Below are 18,887 nucleotides of genomic sequence, written 5' to 3'. Positions count from 1 at the left end.
TCGTCCTCGTGTTCACGGCGTTTTCCAGACAGGATTGACCCATCCGGTCTCATCGTAGTCGGCCAGGCACCGGTCGACCAGATCCGTCATCTGCGCGAGCGAGCCATCCGCCGACGCCATCGCTTGCAGATGCACCTTAACTTCTTCGTGGCTGCCCATGTAATTGCGTTCGTATAGTTCGTGACGCCCCGCGAACTCCGTGCCGACCGCGTCCCACATCAGCTTCATCAGCTTGATGCGCTCCCTGTGGCCGATGCCGTTCGAGCCGCGCACGTAACGGGACAGATACCGGTCGATGTCGGGATTGTCGAAGTCGCGCGTGGATGAGGGCAGATAGATCAGCGCGGACGCGACGATCTTGTGCACGATCTCCTTGATGCGTCCATAGGCATCGGGCGCGAGCGTGCGATAGGCAAGCGCCGCATGCAAGTTCGGCAGCACCGCGCCGTGAACCCAGCGATCGGGCTGGCGCGCCATCGTGTTGGACAGGGACCAGAACATGTGACGCAGCGCGATGACTTCGCCGAGCATCACCTGATTGCCGCGGAACTCGTCGCCGCTCGTGACGTGCAGCGCCTTCGACAACAGCCCCGCGAGAAAGTCGAGCTTCACGGCAAAACGCGTGCAGCCGTGAAAGCTCGTGCCGTGCATGAATCCGGACGCGACCGGAAAATCCGGCAGCGTCGCATCGACGCCGTGACTCAGCACGTTTTCCCACGGAACGAACACGCGATCGAGAATCAGGATGGCGTCGTTCTCGTCGAAGCGCGAGCTGAGCGGCGAGTCGAACGGGCTGGAGCATTGCGTCGCCTGATACTCGTAGGAGTTGCGGCAGATCAGCTTCAGGCCGGGCGCATTCATCGGCGTGAAGAACATGACGGCGCGGCTCTTGTCGCTCTTCGCGATGCCCGCGTGATGGCTCAGAAACGTGTAGTGCGTGAACGCTGCCGACGTCGCAACGACCTTCGCGCCCGAAATCACGAGACCGCCGTCGGTCTCTTCGTCGATGTGAATGTAGACGTCCTGTGCCTTGTCCGGCTGCGCGCGATCGATCGGCGGATTGGCGAGCGCATGGTTCAGGAACGGCACGTTTTCCTGCGCGAGCTTGTGCCATTGCCGCGCGTTGTCGGCATACGCGCCGTAATAGTCGGCGTTGATGTCGAGCGTATTCATGATCGACGCCTTGTAGTCCGGCGTGCGTCCCATCCAGCCATACGTGAGCCGCGCCCAGCCCGCGATGGCCTGTTGCTGTCCGACGAGATCGTCCGCGCTTCTCGCATGCCGGAAATAACGATGCGTGTAGCCGTCGTTGCCCGTGTCCGTCGCGCACGTCAGCTCGGACCGGTGCGCGGGATCGTGCAGCGCATCGTAGAGACGGGCCAGCGAGCGCGCGCTGTTGCGAAAGGCCGGATGCACGGCGATATCGTCGATCCGCTCGCCGTTGAAGAAGACCTCGCGTCCGTCCTGCAAGCTGTCCATGAAGGCACGGCCGGTCAGGGGCCGCGCTGCCAGATGCCGCGATAGCTCATTCACTGTGGCTCACCCGTTTGGCAAAGAGATCACGAATGATCGGCCCGATGACGGCGAGCGCGTCGGCCCGCATCATGTGGTCGTGTTCGTACGGCACGTCGATCACGTCGAGCGCGCCGCGTGCACTCGCGCGCCATTGCTGTAGCGAAGCGTCGGCGCCCGGCAACGCCGCGGCGCGCACGTAGGTTATCGGCGCACTGAGCGGCGCCGGGCGGAACGACGCTGCGAGCGACGCGTGGCACGCGGTGGCGTCGACCAGCGCTGGCAGCGCGCTTTCGGGAATGTGCGCGAGCGGACTTTCGATGGCGCGCATATGCGCCATCACGCGGTCCCATCGCAACACGTCGTGCGATGCGTCGCCGTGCGGATAGCCGATCATCGCCAGCACGTTTTGAAGATGCGTGAGTGGCGTGGGCGGTTCGTGCCGCGCATCGCGTATCAGATGACTGTCGAGCAGCACGACATGCGCGACGGTCTCGCCCTGAGCTTCCAGGCTCGACGCGATCCGATGCGCGACGAGTCCGCCGAACGACCATCCCATCAGGCGATACGGACCGCGCGGCTGGATCGTGCGGATATGCGCGATATATCGATCGGCGAGTCCGGCGACTGAAGGCGGCGCGGTTTCCCCGCTGAGGATCGGCGATTGCAGCCCGTACAACGGCACATCGACGCCGATATGCGGAATCAGCGTCGCATAGCACCAGCTCAGGCCGTAGCCGGGATGCACGCAAAAGAGCGGCGCGGTGGCCGTCGCGTGCTGCAGCGGAAGGAGGGGCGCGAGCGCATCGGACGCGCGATGCTGACCCAGCCGTTCGCCGAGCAGCGCGACAGTCGGCGCTTCGAACAGCGCGCGGATGCCGAGATCTGCGCCCATGCGATCGCGGATGCGATTGACGAGGCGTGCCGCGCGCAGCGAGTGTCCGCCGAGCGCGAAGAAGTTATCGTCGATCGATACGGTGTCGAGCTGGAGCGCTTCCGCAAATAGATGCGCCAGTTCCGCTTCGCGTGCGGTGCGCGGCGTCTGGAAGCGGCGCGGCGCGCGTTCGGGCGCGGGCAGCGCGGCGCGATCGAGCTTGCCGTTCAGCGTCACGGGAAGGTGGTCGAGCGTCGTAAATATCGCGGGAATCATGTGGCCGGGCAGGTTGCGGGCGAGGGCGGCGCGCGCGGCGGCTTCGTCGAATCCGGTATCGGCGACGAGATACGCGATGAGTTGCCCGTTCATCATCGCGACGGCACAGTCGTGGACGTGTTCCTGCGCGCGCAACGCCGCTTCGACTTCGCCGGGCTCGACGCGAAAGCCGCGAATCTTCACCTGATGATCCGATCGGCCGAGGCATTGCAATTCGCCATCGACGGACCAGCGCGCGAGATCGCCGGTGCGGTACATGCGGTCGCCCGGTTCGCCATGAGGGTCCGCGATGAAGCGCTCCGCGGTCAGATCCGCTCGGCCGATATACCCGCGCGCGAGCCCGCGCCCCGCGATGTACAGCTCGCCCACCGTGTCCGGCGGACAACGGCCGAGCCAGCGGTCGAGCACGTAGACGCGCGTGTTCCAGAGCGGCCGTCCGATGGACGGTTCCGCGCCCGCGAGTTCACTCGACGTCGACCACACCGTGGTTTCCGTCGGCCCGTAGACGTTGATGACGCGGCGCGCGTGCGCCTGCAGACGCTTCGCGAGATGCGCGGACAGCGCTTCGCCGCCTGCGAGCGCCAGTCTGAAGGCGGTTCGCTCACTGGTTTCGCCGAGCAACGCGTCCCAGAGGGTGGGCGTCGCCTGCATCACGCTGGCGCGGGAGTCGCGAGCGAGGCGCGCGAGACGCCGCGGATTCTGCACGTCATCGGCGGCGGCGAGCACGATCGTCGCTCCCGCCAGCAGCGGGCCGAGCAACTCGAGACACGCGATGTCGAAGCCGAGCGTCGTCACAGCGAGCATGCGGTCGCCAGCCGCGAAGCCGATGCGCTCCTGCATCGACGCGAGCAGGTTGGCGAGTCCGGCGCGCGTCACGGCGACGCCCTTCGGCGTGCCGGTGGAGCCGGACGTGTAGATCGCGTAGGCGAGACCGTGCCCGCGCGTCGAAGGCATGGGCGCGTTGCGTGACGGATCGCTGACGTCATGCGCCGGCAGGCGGTCGAGGGTCAGCGACGGCTTCGCATCGGCGAGCATGGCCGCGATGCGCGCCTGCGGATAGTTCGGATCGATCGGCAGGAAAGCCGCGCCGCTTTTGAGCACGCCGAGCATCGCGACGACGATTTCCGGCGTGCGCGGCAAGGTCAGCGCGACCAGATCGTCCGCGCCGATGCCTCGCGCATTCAGCATGCGCGCCAGATCATTCGAGCGCCGTTCGATTTCGGCATACGTCAAGCGATGCTCGCCCTGCTCGACGGCGACGGCATCGGGCTTGCGGCGCGCCTGCTGCGAGACCAGTTTCGCGATGTCGTGATCGGGCGTTGCGCGGATCGTGTCGTTCCACGCGCGCAGCCGTTGCGCTTCCGCCGATGCCAGCAGATCGCCGCTCGCGATCGCGTTCTCCGGCGTTTCAGCGACGCGCTCCAGCAGATGGACGAGCCTGTCCAACAGGGCGGGCGGCGCGGGCGACGAGTGCGCGTCGCCGCGATAGTCCAGACGCAGCGCCAGACGCTTTCCCGGAATCGCGACGAGCGTCACCGGATAGTGCGTGCCGTCGTATCCGTCGATGCCGCTGATCGCAACGCCGTCCGACGCTTTATCGACGTGCCGGGCGGCCATCGGATAGTTCTCGACGATCAGCAGCGTGTCGAACAATTCGCCGTGGCCCGACGACGCCAAGATGTCGGTCAGGCCGAGGTGCTGATGCGTCAGCAGATCCGCGTGACTCGCCTGCATGCGGCAAAAGAGAGCAGACCAGCGTTCGCGCGGATCGAGTCGGACTCTCAGCGGCACCGTGTTGATGAAGAGGCCCACGCGCCGCTCGATATCCGGCAACTCGGCGGGACGGCCGGAAACGGTAATGCCGAACGCGATGTCGTCGCGTCCCGTGAGCCTTGCGAGCAGCACGGCCCAGCACGCCTGAAGGATCGTGCTCAGCGTCGCGCCGTAGCGTTGCGCGAGGGCGGACAGCCTGCCGCTGAGTTCTTCGGACAGATCGATGTGCGCCGTGTGCACATCCCGTGCATGCGCGGCCGATGCGGGGCCGGCGAGCCGCGTCGGGCCGTCCAGCCCATGCAGCGCATCGCGCCACGCAGCGCGTGCCGCCGCCGTGTCCTGGCGTGCGAGCCATGCGTGCTGATCGCGCAACGGCAGGCTGCGGCTCAGCGTTTCGCCGGCATAGAGCGCCATCAGATCGGACACGACGACGGGCATCGACCAGCCATCCAGCAGCAGATGATGGTTGCTCATGATGAGCCGATGCTGTCGCGGGCCGGTCCTGACGAGCACGAAGCGCAGCAGCGGCGGCCGCTCGACATCGAACCGGCGTTCGCGCTCCGACGCCAGAATCGCCGACAGCGCCGCCGCCACATCGGTCTCGGCCGATACATCCATCTCACGCCACGGCGCAGCGGGCGCGGCGGCGATCACCTGAACCGGCCGGCCACCGATCGTCCGGATGCCGGTCCGCAACGCTTCGTGACGCGCGAGCAGCGCATCCGCCGCGGCCCGCAGGCGAGCGCTGTCGAGCGGCCCATCGAGCGTCAGCGAAAGTTGCGCGATGTAGGGATCGGGACCGGCTGCGTCGAACCGCGAATGGAACAGCAATCCCTCTTGCAAAGGCAAGAGCGGCAGGATGTCCTGCACGCCGGGCGTTACGGCCTCGATTGCATCGATCTCGGACTGCGTGAGACCGGCGCAAATGTCGGACGGCGTGAGCCCGCCGGATTCGAGCGTGGCGATCTCGCGCAGCGCGTCGAACCAGCGCTGGGCGAGTTCGCGGATGGCGGCGTCGTCGAACAGGGCGCCGGCGAAGGTCCAGTGCGCGTGGAGGCGCGGACCGTCGTCGTCTTCGATCACTTGCGCATCGAGTGCGATCGCATGGGACAAGGGCGCATCGGGAGCGTCGCCGCCTTCGAACGACAAGCCGTGGAGCGGCGACCACGCGCCGCCGGACCGTCCGAAGCGGCCGAGATAATTGAACGACAGTTGCGCACGCGCGCCGCGCAAATCTTCGGCGGTCGACGCGTTGAGGTAGCGGAGCAGCCCGTAGCCGATGCCGTTGTCGGGCAGGGCGCGCAGCGTTTCCTTGACGCGCTTCACCAGCGCGCCGGGCACCGCATCGCTTTCGACGTCGATAAGCACGGGATACATGCAGGTGAACCAGCCGACCGTCTGCGACAGGTCCAGACCGCTGTCGCCCGGCTCGCGGCCGTGTCCTTCGAGATCGAGCAGGACGGAGCGCGCACCGTTGCGCCAGCCGGACACGGCGAGCGCGTAGCCCGCAATGAGCACATCGTTGACGCCGCCGTGAAACAGCGCCGGGATGACGCCGAGCAGGCGCGATGTGGTGGCCGCATCGAGCCGCAGGCTCACGCGTCGGGCGGTCGCGAAAGTGTCGGTCGGTTCGAGCGGCCGCGTGCCGGGCAACATGTCCGGCGCGGACACGATCCGACGCCAGCGCTGCGCCTCGGCGACACGCCGTGCCGTATGCGCCTCGTCGTGCAGATGGCGCGCCCAGCGTCGGAAGGATGTCGGCACGGGCGGCAAAGCGGGCGGCTGTCCGTTCGACGCGAGATCGTGAGCCTGCGCGAGATCATCGAGCAGAATGCGCCACGACACGCCATCCACGACGTAGTGATGCACTGTCAGCAGGAGACGCCCCGTGACGTCGCCACGGTCGAACCAGGCGGCGCGCACTAGCCGTCCGTGCTGCGGCGCGAGCCAGTTCTCGGCGCGTTCGCGCTCACGGGCGGCTTCGCGCTCGATGTCGGTATCGGTGAGCCGTCGCGCGTCGATGGTGTGCAACAGCGTGTCCGCATCGACGGTTACGGAACCGGCATCGAGTTCGTCATCGACGAGGCGAGCCCGCAAAAGCGCGTGCCGCGCGATCACCGCCTGCAACGCCTGGGCAAGCGTCGTGCGGTCCACGCCCGCCGGCAAGGCGACGAGCATCGACTGGCTGAACGCCGTCATCGGGCCGCCACGCTCGCCGAGCCAGCGCATGATCGGCGTGGCGGGCACGCGCCCCGTCGCATCGTCGTGCAGCGATGCCGCCGCGCCACGCGTGCCCGCGATGATCCCGGCGATCTGCGCGAGCGCGGCTGGCGTCTTGTGCCGGAAGACATCGGCGGGGCTGAGGTCGAGGCCGGCGCTGCGCGCGCGGCTCACGAAGCGGATCGACAGGATGCTGTCTCCGCCGAGCGCGAAGAAGCTGTCGTCCGGCTGCACGTCGCCGCATTCGAGAACTTCGGCGAAGAGGCGCGCGATCAGCGTTCCGCGGTCCGAAGCAGGCACACGCGGCGCCGATGCCTCGCGCGCCGGCGACGGCAGCGCACGGCGATCGAGCTTGCCGTTCGGCGTGAGCGGTAGCGCCTCCAGTTCGACGATCGACGCCGGCACCATGTACTCAGGCAGACGCCGCGACACGGACGCGCGCAGCGAGCGCGCATCGAACGCGGCGGCCGGCACGATATACGCGACGAGCCGCCTGTCGCGCACGGCCACGGCGCAGGCGCGCACGCCGTCTTCCTTCGCGAGCGCCGCCTCGATCTCGCCCGGCTCGATGCGAAAGCCGCGCAGCTTGATCTGCTGATCGGCGCGCCCGAGGAATTCGAGCTGCCCATCGGCACGCCAGCGCCCGAGATCGCCCGTGCGATAAAGGCGCGTGCCGGGCGCGCCGAACGGGTTGGCGACGAAACGCTCCGCCGTCAGATCGGGACGCGCGTGGTAACCGCGCGCGAGCCCCGTTCCGGCGACATAAATTTCGCCGCTCACGCCGATCGCGCACGGTCTCAGACAGGCATCGAGCACATGAATCTGGCCGTTCAGGACCGGCCGGCCGATCGGCGCCGCGGGGCCATCGAGGTCGTCGCTCATCGTCGCGCAGACGGTGACTTCCGTCGGTCCATAGGCGTTGAGGAGGCGCCGTCCGTCCGACCATCGCGCGGCGGTCTCCGGCGAAATCGCCTCGCCCGCGGTCACGATCGCGCACGTCGGGGGAATCGACGCGGGTTCCATCACCGCGAGCAGCGCGGGCGGCAGCGTCACGCAACTGATGGCCTCTTCGCGGATCAGCGCGGCGATCCGTTCCGCCGACATCAAAGCCGGATCGGCGAGGACGAGGCGCGCGCCGCGCAGCAGCGTGACGAGGATTTCCGATACGGCCGCATCGAACGAAAGCGACGCGAACTGAAGCACCCGCGATGCCGGCGTTATGCCGAACCGCTGCGCCTGCGCATCGACGAGTCCCGGCAGGCCGGCGCGCGTGACCACGACGCCTTTGGGCGCACCGCTGGAGCCGGAGGTGTAGATGACATAAGCCGGATGACCCGGCGCGATGGCACGTTGCAGCCGGTCCGCCGGCCAGTCCGCGAGCGGCGGCAACGCATCGAGCACGAGCGCTGGCCGCGCATCCGCGAGCATCGCCGCGATGCGCGCTTGCGGATACTGCGGATCGACGGGCAGATAAGCCGCGCCGCTCTTCAGCACACCGAGCATCGCGACGACGATGTCGGGCGTGCGGCTCATCGTAAGCGCGACGATGCGCTCCGGCCCGATGCCGCGACCGGCCAGATAGTGCGCCAGCGCGTTCGAGCGGCGCTCTAGCTCGCGGTAAGTCAGACGCGCCGAACCCTGCGTCAACGCGATGGCATCCGGCGTGCGCGCGGCCTGCGCGCTGAAGAGCGTCGCGATATCGTCGCGGGCGACGGGATGCGCCGTCGCGTTCCATCGGCGGATGGCATCGCGTTCATCGTCGGCGATCAGATCGATGTGTGCGGCGAGTCCGTCGGGCTGCGCGGCCATCGCGCGCAGCATGCGCAGGAGCATCGCAAGGAGCCGGCGCGCATCGTGGCCGGAGACCCGCTCCGCGCGATGGTCGATGCGCAACTCCAGTTCCGCTCCGGGCGTCACCATCAGGCTGACGGGGTAATGCGTAGTGTCGTCGATCGTCATGTCTTGCAGCACGACGCCGTCGATCTCGACCGATGTCTCCGCGGCGGGATAGTTCTCGAACACCACGAGCGTGTCGAACAGCTCGCCGTGGCCCGCCAGCGCCTGCACCTCGTTCAGTCCCAGGTGCTGATACGGCAGCATGGCCGACTGATCCTGCTGGATGCGTCCGAGCAGTTGCGCCACCGTTTCGCCGGCGCGCAGCGTGACACGCAGCGGCAGCGTGTTGATGAAAAGTCCGACGCGCCGTTCGATGTCCTGCAGCTCGGCGGGCCGTCCGGCTGCCGTCACGCCGAAGACGATGTCCCGTTGTCCGGTCCAGTGCCCGAGCAGCATCGCCCAGGCGCCCTGCGCGAAGGTGGCGAGCGTCAGGCCGCGGTCGCGCGCGCACGCCTTCAGGCGCGCGGTCGTTTCCGCGTCGAGCTTTTCGGTGACGGATTCCTGCACGGCGGACGAGCCGGTATCCGCGTTCGCGACGAGACGCGTGGGACCGTCGAGACCGGCCAGCGCCTGCTTCCACGCGCGGCGCGCGGCTTCGCGATCCTGCTGCGCCAGCCAGACGAACTGCTCGCGCAGCGGCGGCGCGGGACCGAGATCGTCGCCCGCGTAATGGCGCATCAACTCGGCGACGATGACGGGCATCGACCAGCCATCGATCAGCATATGATGCAGGCTCAGCACCAGCCGCTGACGTCCCGGCGCCATCCGCACGAGCGCCGCGCGCAGCAATGGCGCGGACGTCACGTCGAAGCGGCGCTTGCGGTCTTCGTTCAGCCACGACGCGAGCGCATCGCGCGGGTCCGGGGCGTGGCGCAGATCGACATCGCGCCATGATATTTCGACGGTTGCGTGCAACGCCTGCGCGACCCGGCCATCGACGCCGTGAAAGCTGACTCTCAGCGCTTCGTGCCGCTGCACCAGCGCGCCGACGGCGTATCGCAGCCGCGCGTGATCCAGATGGCCTTCGAAGGCCAGCACCAGTTGCACGATGTATGGGTCGGCCGCGGACGTGTCGTACATCGCGTGGAACAACAGCCCTTCCTGAAGCGGCGCGAGCGGCAGGACATCGGTGAGACCGGGAATGGCGGCGCGCAAGGACGAGACCACGCCCGGCGGCATGCCCGGCCACGACGCATCGCCGGACGGATCGACGACGCGCAGATCGCGCGCGACGATGGCGAGCGCCGCCGGTGTTTTCTCGCGGAACACTTCCGCCGGCGTCAGCACCAGCCCGGCGCGGCGCGCACGGCTCACCAGTTGAATCGACAAGATGCTGTCGCCGCCGAGCGCGAAGAAGCTGTCGTCGGCACTGGCGGATGTGAGACCGAGCACGTTCGCGAACAGTTCGACCAGCGTGGCTTCGCGCGGCGTGGCGGGCGGACGCGTCGCGTTCGTGCGCGCCTGAAACGCGGGCAGCGCGCGGCGATCGAGCTTGCCGTTGCGCGTGATCGGCAAGCGGTCGAGCCTGACGAAGCCCACCGGCACCATGTAGTCGGGCAGGCGCTGTCTGAGCGCCGCGCGCACGCGGCTCTCGTCGTAGCCCGCGTCCGCGACGACGTAGGCCACGAGCCGGCTCGCGGCGACGCTGTCCTGCTGCGGCAGCACCGCGCACGCGCGAATCGACGGCTGCTCCGACAGCACGGTCTCGATTTCGCCGAGTTCGACGCGCAGTCCGCGGACCTTCACCTGCTGGTCCGCACGGCCGATGAATTCCAGTTGTTCCTCTTCGTTCCAGCGCGCCAGATCGCCGGTGCGGTACATGCGCGCGCCGGGCGCACCGTAGGGATCGGCGACGAAGCGTTCCGCCGTGAGGCCCGCCTGTCCGACGTAACCGCGCGCGAGCGCATTGCCGGCGATGTACAGATCGCCCGCGACGCCGATCGGGCACGGGTTCAGGAAGTCGTCGAGCACGCGGACCGGTGCCGTCTCGCGCGGCCTGCCGATCGGCACGGGATGCTGCAAGCGCCGCTCCAGCGTCGCGCGGAAACCCGAGACGAACACGCTGGTTTCGGTCGGGCCGTAGCAGTTCATCAGGATCATGTCGGGGAAGCGCTGCAAGACCCGGTGAAAACTCGCGACCGATGCCGTATCGCCGCCGGTGAGGATGACGCGCAGCCCGTTCAGGCATTCCAGATCTTCCGTGACGAGCAGATTGAAGAGGCTCGTCGTCAGGAGCATGTTATGCACGCCATGGTCGGCGATTTCGCGGCGCAGATCGGCCGGCGTCAATTGCTCGCAGGTGGCGACCACGAGTTCGTCGCCGCGCAGCAGCGCGCCCCAGATTTCGTAGCTGCTGGCATCGAACGCATACGCCGACTGGAACAGCACGCGCTGCGAAGCGAAGTGCGGCAGATCCAGCGCCATATCGACCAGACCGGTGTGCGTCAGCTCGATGCCCTTCGGCTGTCCCGACGAACCCGACGTGTACATCACGTTGAAGAGCGCCTGAGGCGCGATATCGATGTCGACTGCGCTGTCGTTGCCTTCGTCCAGCAGCGCGCTTTCGATACGCAACGCGGGCACGGGCCAGTCTTCGGCGGCGTTCGCGTCGTGCAGCACGAGCACGGTGCGCGTGTCGGCGAGCATGCGTTGCCGGCGCTCCATCGATTGCCCGCGATAAAGCGGCAGATAGCATCCGCCCGCCTTGACGATGGCAAGCGTCGCGACGATCAGTTCCATCGAGCGCGCCATATCGACCGCGACGGGCGTTTCGCGCGCCACGCCGTGTTTCGCGAGGCAGCGGGCGAGGCGATTCGACATCAGATCGAGCTCGCGATAAGTCAGCGCGCGATCGCCCGCACGCAACGCGATGGCGTGCGGCTGCCGCGCGACGATCTCGGCGAATCGTTGCGGAATCGACTGCGCCGCGCGGTGTCCTTGTCTCGATGGCACGCCCAAGGCGAGCATCGCGGCCTGCTCGTCTGGCGCGAGCACGGCATAACGTCCGACGCCCATATCCGGATCGGCGATGGCCTCATCGAGCAGGCGCTGCAACGCCGCCGCCATGCGACGGGCCGTCGCCGGCGCGAACAGGTCGGCGGCGAATTCCAGACTGCCTTCGATGACGCCGTAATCGTCATCGTCGCCGCCGTGCGCGGTGAGCTCGAACGCGAGATCGAACTTCGCCGCCGCGTTCGCGACGGCTCTGGGCATGACCGTCACGCCGTCGAGCGCGAGCGTCGCGTCGTCGCGGTATTCGAGCGTGAGCGCCACCTGAAAAAGCGGATGACGCGCGTCGCAGCGCTCCGGATTCAGCGCTTCGACGATGCTCGCGAACGGCACATCCTGATTGGCATAGGCAGCCAGATCGGTCTCGCGCACCCGATGCAGCAGATCGCGGAAAGTCGGATCGCCGCTGGCATCGACGCGCAGCACCAGACTGTTCGCGAAGTAGCCGACGAGATCCTTGAGCTGCTCGTCGAAACGGCCTTCTCCCGGCGTGCCGATGACCACGTCCGCGCCCGCGCCGAAGCGCCGCAGCACGGCCACGAGGCCGGTCTGCAAGACCATGAAGAGCGTGACGTGATGCGCCTGCGCGAAGCGCGCCGCGCGCCGGTGAAACGACGCGTCGAAGTGCACGCCGATGCGTTCGGCATGGCTCATCGCATCGGCCGTGCGCGCACGCACGCGCGGCAAGGGCATTTCGTCGGGCAGCCCGGCGAGCGCGTCGCGCCAGTAGGCGAGCTGGCGCCGCGCGACGCTGTTGGTCTCGTCGGCGTGACCGAGGAGATCGCGCTGCCAGTTCACATAATCGGCGTACTGCACCGGCAGCGGTGTCCAGCGCGGCGCGTTGCCGGCCACGCGGGCGGAATATGCCGCGGACACGTCGCGCAGGAACGGCGCGAGCGAAGCCCCGTCGAACGCGATGTGATGAAAGTCGAACACCAGGACCGCATGATCGGGCGCCCGGCGCAGCAGGCGCGCCCTGAAGGGAATCTCGCGTTCGAGATCGAACGGCGTCTGGATTTCGCGGGCGACATGGCGTTCGAGATCGGTCGACGTCACATCGCTCACGTCGCTGATGACGAGCGGTGCATCGAGTTCATCGGGCGCGAGCACATGCGTGTGCAAGCCGCGTTCCCCATACAGGAAGAGCGTGCGCAGGCTCTCGTGTCTCTCGATGACATCGCGAAGCGCGAGCCGCAGTGCGGACTCGTTGCACGGTCCCGTCAGATCGAAGGCAAAGGGCAGGTTGTATGCGGCGGCGGCCGCGCCCGTCCCGAGCCGCGCCAGGAACCACAAGCCCTGTTGACCGGCCGATAAGGCATCGCGCTCGGGCGAAGCGTCCGCCAACAGTCGCGGACGCCGCGCGCCGCGGCCTGCGAGCAATGCGGCGAGTTGTTCGATCGTCGGCGCCTGAAACACATCGCCGACGCTGACATCGATCTGCAAAGCCGAGCGTATCTGGTTCGCCAGCCGCGCGGCGAGCAGCGAATGGCCGCCGCGTGCGAAGAAGTCATCGCGCACGCCGATGTTCCCCATCCGCAAGACGGCGGCGAACAGTCGCGCGAGTTCGATCTCGAGCGGCGTGCGGCCCGCGCGGCCGCCCAATGTTTCGCGCCGTGCTTCGGGCAACGCGGCGCGGTCGAGCTTGCCGTTGGGCAAGAGCGGCAGCGCGGACACGGCGACGAATGCAGAAGGCAGCATGTAGTCCGGCATCCGCCGCGCCAGCGCCGCGCGCAGGGCGGCCTCGTCATAGCCCGGCGCGGGCACGATATAGGCGATGAGCCGCGCATCGCCCGGTGCATCCTCATGCGGCATCACGGCGGCCGCCGCGACCTCTTTCTGCGCGAACAGCGCCGCTTCGATCTCGCCGGGCTCGACGCGAAAGCCGCGTAGCTTGACCTGCCTGTCCGCGCGGCCGAGATATTCGATGTGGCCGTCGTCGCGCAGCCGCGCCCGGTCGCCGGTTCGATACATCCGCGAACCCGATGGCCCGAACGGATCGGCGAGAAAGCGCTCTGCCGTCAGACCGGGCTGATCCAGATAGCCCCGCGCCAGCCCCATACCCGCGATATAAAGTTCGCCGGGCTCTCCGGCGGCACAGCGGCGCAAGCGTTCATCGAGCACGTAAGCCGACGTGTTCCAGATCGGCTGGCCGATCGGCGCATCGTTGCCGATGGTCGCGACGGCATGCAGGCTGTCGCCACTGGCTTCCGACGATCCATAGAAGTTCACCAGGCGCGCGCGCGGCGCGGCGGCCGCAAAGCGCTGGGCCAGCGCGGGCGGCAGCGTTTCGCCGCTGCATATCCATAGCGGACAGCGGTTCAGCGCTTCGTGATCGGGCTGATCGATGAGCGCCGCGAGCAGGCTCGGCACCACCGTGATGCGGCCGATGCCGAAACGGGCGATATCGGCGGCGAGCAGCGACGGGTCTTTTGCGGCTGTGGCATCCGTGAGCGCGACGGTCGCGCCCGCGATCAGCGGGGCGAGCAACTCCGTGGCGCCGTCGATGAAGCTCATCGAACTCTTGGCGAGTACCGTCTCGCCAGGCGCGAACGCGTAGGTTTCGGCGGCCCAGCAAAGGCGGTTGACCAGCCCGGCATGCAGCCCGATCACGCCTTTGGGCCGGCCCGTCGAGCCCGATGTGTAGATGACGTAGGCCGCATCGAGCGGCTGCGGACGCGGCCTGATGCGAGCGCGCGCCGCACCGTGCGTGACGTGATCGTCGCCGGGCAGATCGACGAGATGCAGGATCGGAATGCCTTGCGCCGTCTCTGCAAGTTCGGCGACGAGCGCGCTGTTCGTGACGAGGCACGCGGGCCGGGCATCGCGGGCCATGAAGGCGAGCCGGTCTTGCGGATAAGCCGGATCGAGCGGCAGATACGCAGCCCCGCAACCGAGCACGCCGAGAATGGCCTGCACCATGTCGAACGAACGCGGCAACGCGATTGCGACGAGATCGCCCGGACCGAGGCCGCGCGACGCGAGCTGGTCCGCCAGGCGGTTCGCGCGGACGTTCAGTTCGGCATAAGTCATCTGCCGTGCGCCCTGGACGAGCGCCGCCGTCGCGGGCGTGCGCGCCGCCTGACGTTCGAGGAGATCGCATACGGTCAGCGTCGTCAGCTCGTCTGCTGACCAGTGCGCTTCACCGTGGCCGTCTCCGAGGGAATCGGTCAACGCGTCCATGCAGTCAGCTTTCTTGATGATGTTCTGCGACCAGTCCACGCGCGCGCAATTCGGGGATCACGGCTCGGCCGAATTCCTCGAAGGTGCCCGGAAAGTGCGTCGGCGTGATGACGAAGCCGTCGCAGCAGTCTTCGAACAATGCCTGCAACTGATCCGCGATATCCGTTGCCGTGCCGACGAGCCGCGGCGTGCCGGTGCTTCCGGACAGCGCGATGGCGGCTTCGTCGACCTGCACGTCCGGTCGGGAATCGAGCAGCTTCGCGAGCCACGCCACCATGCCGCCGGCATCGACGGCGGGCCGCTTGCGCTGGCTTTCGAGCAGCGGGACCAAGGGAGCGTCGCCGGGAACGCCGGACAGGTCGAGGCCCAGCAGTGCGGTCAGATAACTTCGGGCGGAATCCGCCGCGACCAGCGTATCGAGATGCGCGGCGCGGGCTTGCGCGATCTCGCGCGTCTCGCCGATGACGGGCTGCACGGCGGCCATCAGCCGGATGTCATGCGGCGAGCGTCCCATGCGTTCGGCACGCGCGCGAACGTCGTCCCGCAGCTCGCGCAGCGCGGCAGGCTCGCTTTGAATGGCGAAGATGACTTCCGCCCAGCGCGCCGCGAAATCCCGGCCTTTCGGCGAGACACCCGCGGCCATCAGCGTGGGCGTGGGACCGCGGGGCAAGGTGAGCGGGCCGCGCACATCGAAGTAACGGCCTTTGTGGTCGATCTGACGGATCTTCTCATCCCGCGCGTAGATGCCCGACTGCTTGTCGGCGACGAGCGCGTCTTCGTCCCACGAACGCCAGAGATCGTGACACACGCTCAGCACTTCTTCCGCCCGCTCGTAGAGATCGCCGTGATCGAACGCGGCCAGATGCGCAAAGTTGACGGCATTGCTCGCCCCGGCGGAAGTCACGACATTCCACGCCATGCGGCCATTGCTGAAATGATTCAGTGTACTAAGTATTCTGGCGATATGATAGGGCTCCATGAAGGTCGTCGACAAGGTGACGGTGAACCTCAGCCGACGTGTCACGCCGATCATCGGCGAGACGAGCAGAGCGGGATCGTGACGAATCGCGCCGCTCGCTCCGCGGCGCGTCATCGTTTGCCAGATGCCGTCGTCGCTCATGGGAGCGGCAAGCGATTCCGGCACGAACGCATAGTCATAACCATAGCGATCCAGGCTGCGCGCGACGCCTTCATAGAGCGCTCGATCGCAAAAGTCGGTTTCGCTATAGGGATGCCGCCACATGGCGCCAAAATGACTGCCAGGCACGAGGATATAGGCGGATAAAAGCATGCGCGGGCGCGTCACGGCGCTAGCCCTGTCGGCATGTCACACGTTTGTAACGCCTCGATGGAATGCATTCCGCCGGAGTTTTTCACGAACATGCGACACCACCTTTTTGCTGGTATTTTGCTGGTAGTCACCGATTTTTCTGCGTATATTGTTCTAGTCTTGTTGAAGTTGTCAATTAAGTTCCCTTGGGGGCAAAGACATGAAGGACAACCTCGCAGTCGCTTCAACTCCTCAGACGGAAACGGTCGAAAGCAGACAGGGCACCGTGGTCAGCAGCCGCAGTCCCGTGACCAATGGCGTCAAGCTCGTGGGAGAAGCTTTCGTTCCTGGCGCAAGCCTGTTGATGGACGGGAAGGTCGTCAATGGCGCCGCGCACGTCGCCGCGGGAATCGGCATCAAGATGCTGTTTGGACCCGCAGGGCTCTTGCTCGCGGCGGCCGATTCCTATTCGAAATCGGTCACTGACAAGTACTTGTGGGATCACGTCGGCGATCTGGTTTCAAAGGCGAAGGACACCCGGGAAGCCAGGAAGACCCGCAAGGCTGAAAGCCCGATCGTAACTACGGACGCAGAGTAGTCCAGATACGCGCGATAGCTCGCACACTGGCGCGCGTTCGTAACGAACGCGCGTCCCGTTTTCAGCCATCGAGTCTTCGAAACACGCGAAGCTCGTGTCCGTAGATCAGACGCGGTATGAATTCCCCATGCACGAGTGCGAGACGTTGATCGATGGCCCATGCTTCGACCGCGCCTTCGGGCACCTGCTGCACCCATTCACGCGTGAACACATAGTCGTCGATGTTATGCGCCAGGCGTCGTCCGCCCGGCCGCGCGGTCATATCCTTGTAGATGAAAACGCCGCCCGGCCCGACGCGTCGCGCCGCGGCAGCGAACACGTCGGCGCGCTCGCGCGGAGCAACGTGATGCAGCACGTCCACCATCGCGACGATGTCGAACGGGCCTTCGGGCGCTTGCGCGATGGACCGGACATGCTGGAAGCTCAGCACGTCTTCCGCGCCGAGACGCCGCGCCGCCGCACGCGCCGATGCGAGCGGCGGTTCGGCGACATCGCAGCCCACGCCGCGGCGGATCTTCTTCGTCGCGGCAAGAAGCGCAAGCAGGGAACCCGCGCCGCAGCCGACATCGAGCGCATCTCCGCCATCGGGGATGAACTGAAGCAGCTTGTCGTAGGGACAGACGTAAGGACGAATGGCGCTGAGCCAGCGCAACGGCGCCGGTGTGTCGCAATACGCCGCGGAGAAGAAGCGCCGCAGTTGTGCGGGCGTTGCGGCGGCATCGACGAGAGGGATGGGAACGGATGCGGTAGCCAGCATTTCTCTATGCTCATGTCGTCCGGTCGTGCGCTTGATGTTACTATGCGGAGACATATTTCGGCGTGGAAATCTCTTTGGAATTCATCGTTCTCCGCAAGAGTTGATGCCAGATGAGCACAGTGGATCCCATCGATGGCGAGCCTTCCGAGCATCCGAAACGCCGCGTGGTGAGACACGTCCGGTACCGGATGAGCCGTAGCGAAAGATTCATCGCGGTGTCGCTGATCGTCGGCGTAATCGTTCTCGCACTCATCCCCTTTGTTTTCATCATCATTCCGGCCGGCCATGTCGGCGTGCTCTATCGCTTGCTGAGACACGGCACCGAAACGCAATTCGTCTATCACGAAGGCCTCAACATCAAATGGCCATTCGATCGGATCTATACCTACGAAGTCAGAACCAAGACGCTCAACGAAAGCGTTCACGCACTCGCTACAGATGGCCTGAGCGTTCAGGTACAGATTTCCGTGCTCTATCGTCCGGTGGCCGATAGCGCGGGCCGGCTGCATCAAGAGGTGGGTTATGAATACGTCGACCGGGTCGTGCGTCCGATTTCGCTCGGCGCCGTGCGCGATATCATCGGCAAATCCGATCCACATGATCTGTATCGCATCAACGTGGAAGATCTCGAAGGGCGCATACTCGACAAGATGCGCCGATCGCCCTCTGCACACGGGCTCATTATTTTCGAGCGCGTCGTCGTGCGTGATCTCGACCTGCCCGCTACGCTGAACGACTCGATCAACCGGAAACTGACGGAAGAGCAAAACGCGCTGGCGTATCAATTCCTCATCGAGCAGGCGAAAGACGAAGCGGAGCGCAAGCGAATCGAAGCTATCGGCATTCAGACTTTCTATGCCATTGTGGCCAATGCGTTGACACCGCAGCTTTTGACATGGCGCGGCATAGAAGCGACCGTCGAGTTATCCCGATCCAATAACTCGAAGATCGTCGTGGTCGGGAGCGGAAAAGAACAGCTTCCGTTGATTCTCGGAAGCGATATCGCGAAGCAGCCGGATCTTCCGCCGCCCGCGGTGATCGATCCTCAGTCCAACCGGCTGCCGCCATTTCGCAATCTTCCGAAGCTTTTCCCGAAGGCGGGCGACGAGGGCATGTCCGGCGCCGCAAGCGCTGTTGGCGCCAGCGGCGCGAGCAGCGACAGGACGTCGACTCAGGCTGCGCAGCCGGACGCGAAGAAGCCCTGATTCATGGTGTGGTATCGCGCTGCCGATGCTTTGCAGCGACGATCAAGGGAGCTTGTCATGATAGCCATTCCTACCTTCGTCTATATCGTGCTTTGTTTGCTTGTCGCTTATCGCGGCCGGCGCACGCATATCGGCTATCTCGGCAGTTTCCTTCTGAGCCTGTTCCTGACGCCGATCATCGTGTTTGTGGGGCTGCTGTTGCTGACGCCGTCTCCGGAGAACGTCGAAATCGTCTATCGGGGAGACAGGCAGAAGCTCTAGCGAAATCTATGAGTGAATAAGAGAGCATATCGCTGGCGATGGATAGTTAGGAATCC

General features: G+C 66.3%; 7 protein-coding genes. 3 read left to right on the top strand and 4 right to left on the bottom strand.

Translation table 11 applies throughout. The features are described from left to right. Window positions 1–12: 12 nt before the first annotated feature. From AWB74_RS22565 to AWB74_RS22555, 3 genes are read right to left on the bottom strand one after another with little or no spacing between them, the layout of a single operon-like run. Complete coding sequence (locus tag AWB74_RS22565; RefSeq protein WP_087039150.1) at window positions 13–1,533, bottom strand: 4-hydroxyphenylacetate 3-hydroxylase N-terminal domain-containing protein; 1,521 nt, start codon at window positions 1,531–1,533, stop codon at window positions 13–15. After that, window positions 1,526–14,779: a non-ribosomal peptide synthetase gene (locus tag AWB74_RS22560; protein WP_061148945.1), complete on the bottom strand. Its 13,254-nt coding sequence runs from the start codon at window positions 14,777–14,779 to the stop codon at window positions 1,526–1,528. Before AWB74_RS22560 ends, AWB74_RS22565 begins: the two co-directional genes overlap by 8 nt. Then, window positions 14,745–16,031, bottom strand: a complete 1,287-nt coding sequence (locus AWB74_RS22555; RefSeq protein WP_061148973.1) for an NtaA/DmoA family FMN-dependent monooxygenase — start codon at window positions 16,029–16,031, stop codon at window positions 14,745–14,747. The genes AWB74_RS22560 and AWB74_RS22555 overlap by 35 nt, the downstream gene beginning before the upstream one ends. 199 nt (window positions 16,032–16,230) lie before the next feature. On the opposite strand from AWB74_RS22555, the gene AWB74_RS22550 reads away from it, so the two are divergent. Further along, entirely contained in the window at window positions 16,231–16,608 is a 378-nt protein-coding gene (locus AWB74_RS22550; protein WP_061148944.1) for a DUF6072 family protein, read from the top strand. 61 nt (window positions 16,609–16,669) lie between these two features. Here the strand turns inward: AWB74_RS22550 and AWB74_RS22545 are convergent, their stop codons facing one another. After that, window positions 16,670–17,365, bottom strand: a complete 696-nt coding sequence (locus tag AWB74_RS22545; RefSeq protein WP_061148943.1) for a class I SAM-dependent methyltransferase — start codon at window positions 17,363–17,365, stop codon at window positions 16,670–16,672. Between the two features lie 110 nt (window positions 17,366–17,475). On the opposite strand from AWB74_RS22545, the gene AWB74_RS22540 reads away from it, so the two are divergent. Further along, the gene (locus AWB74_RS22540) at window positions 17,476–18,570 is read left to right on the top strand and encodes a prohibitin family protein (RefSeq protein WP_061148942.1); all 1,095 of its coding nucleotides are present in this window, start codon (window positions 17,476–17,478) and stop codon (window positions 18,568–18,570) included. 57 nt (window positions 18,571–18,627) lie between these two features. After that, on the top strand, window positions 18,628–18,831 hold the full coding sequence (locus AWB74_RS22535; protein WP_061148941.1) for a hypothetical protein: 204 nt from the start codon (window positions 18,628–18,630) through the stop codon (window positions 18,829–18,831). Window positions 18,832–18,887 lie beyond the last annotated feature (56 nt).

The sequence above is a fragment of the Caballeronia arvi genome (genome assembly GCF_001544695.2).
GTDB classification, from domain to species: domain Bacteria; phylum Pseudomonadota; class Gammaproteobacteria; order Burkholderiales; family Burkholderiaceae; genus Caballeronia; species Caballeronia arvi.
Note: the sequence above shows the minus strand (reverse complement) of the source record. Positions and strands in the feature narration are given on the sequence as shown.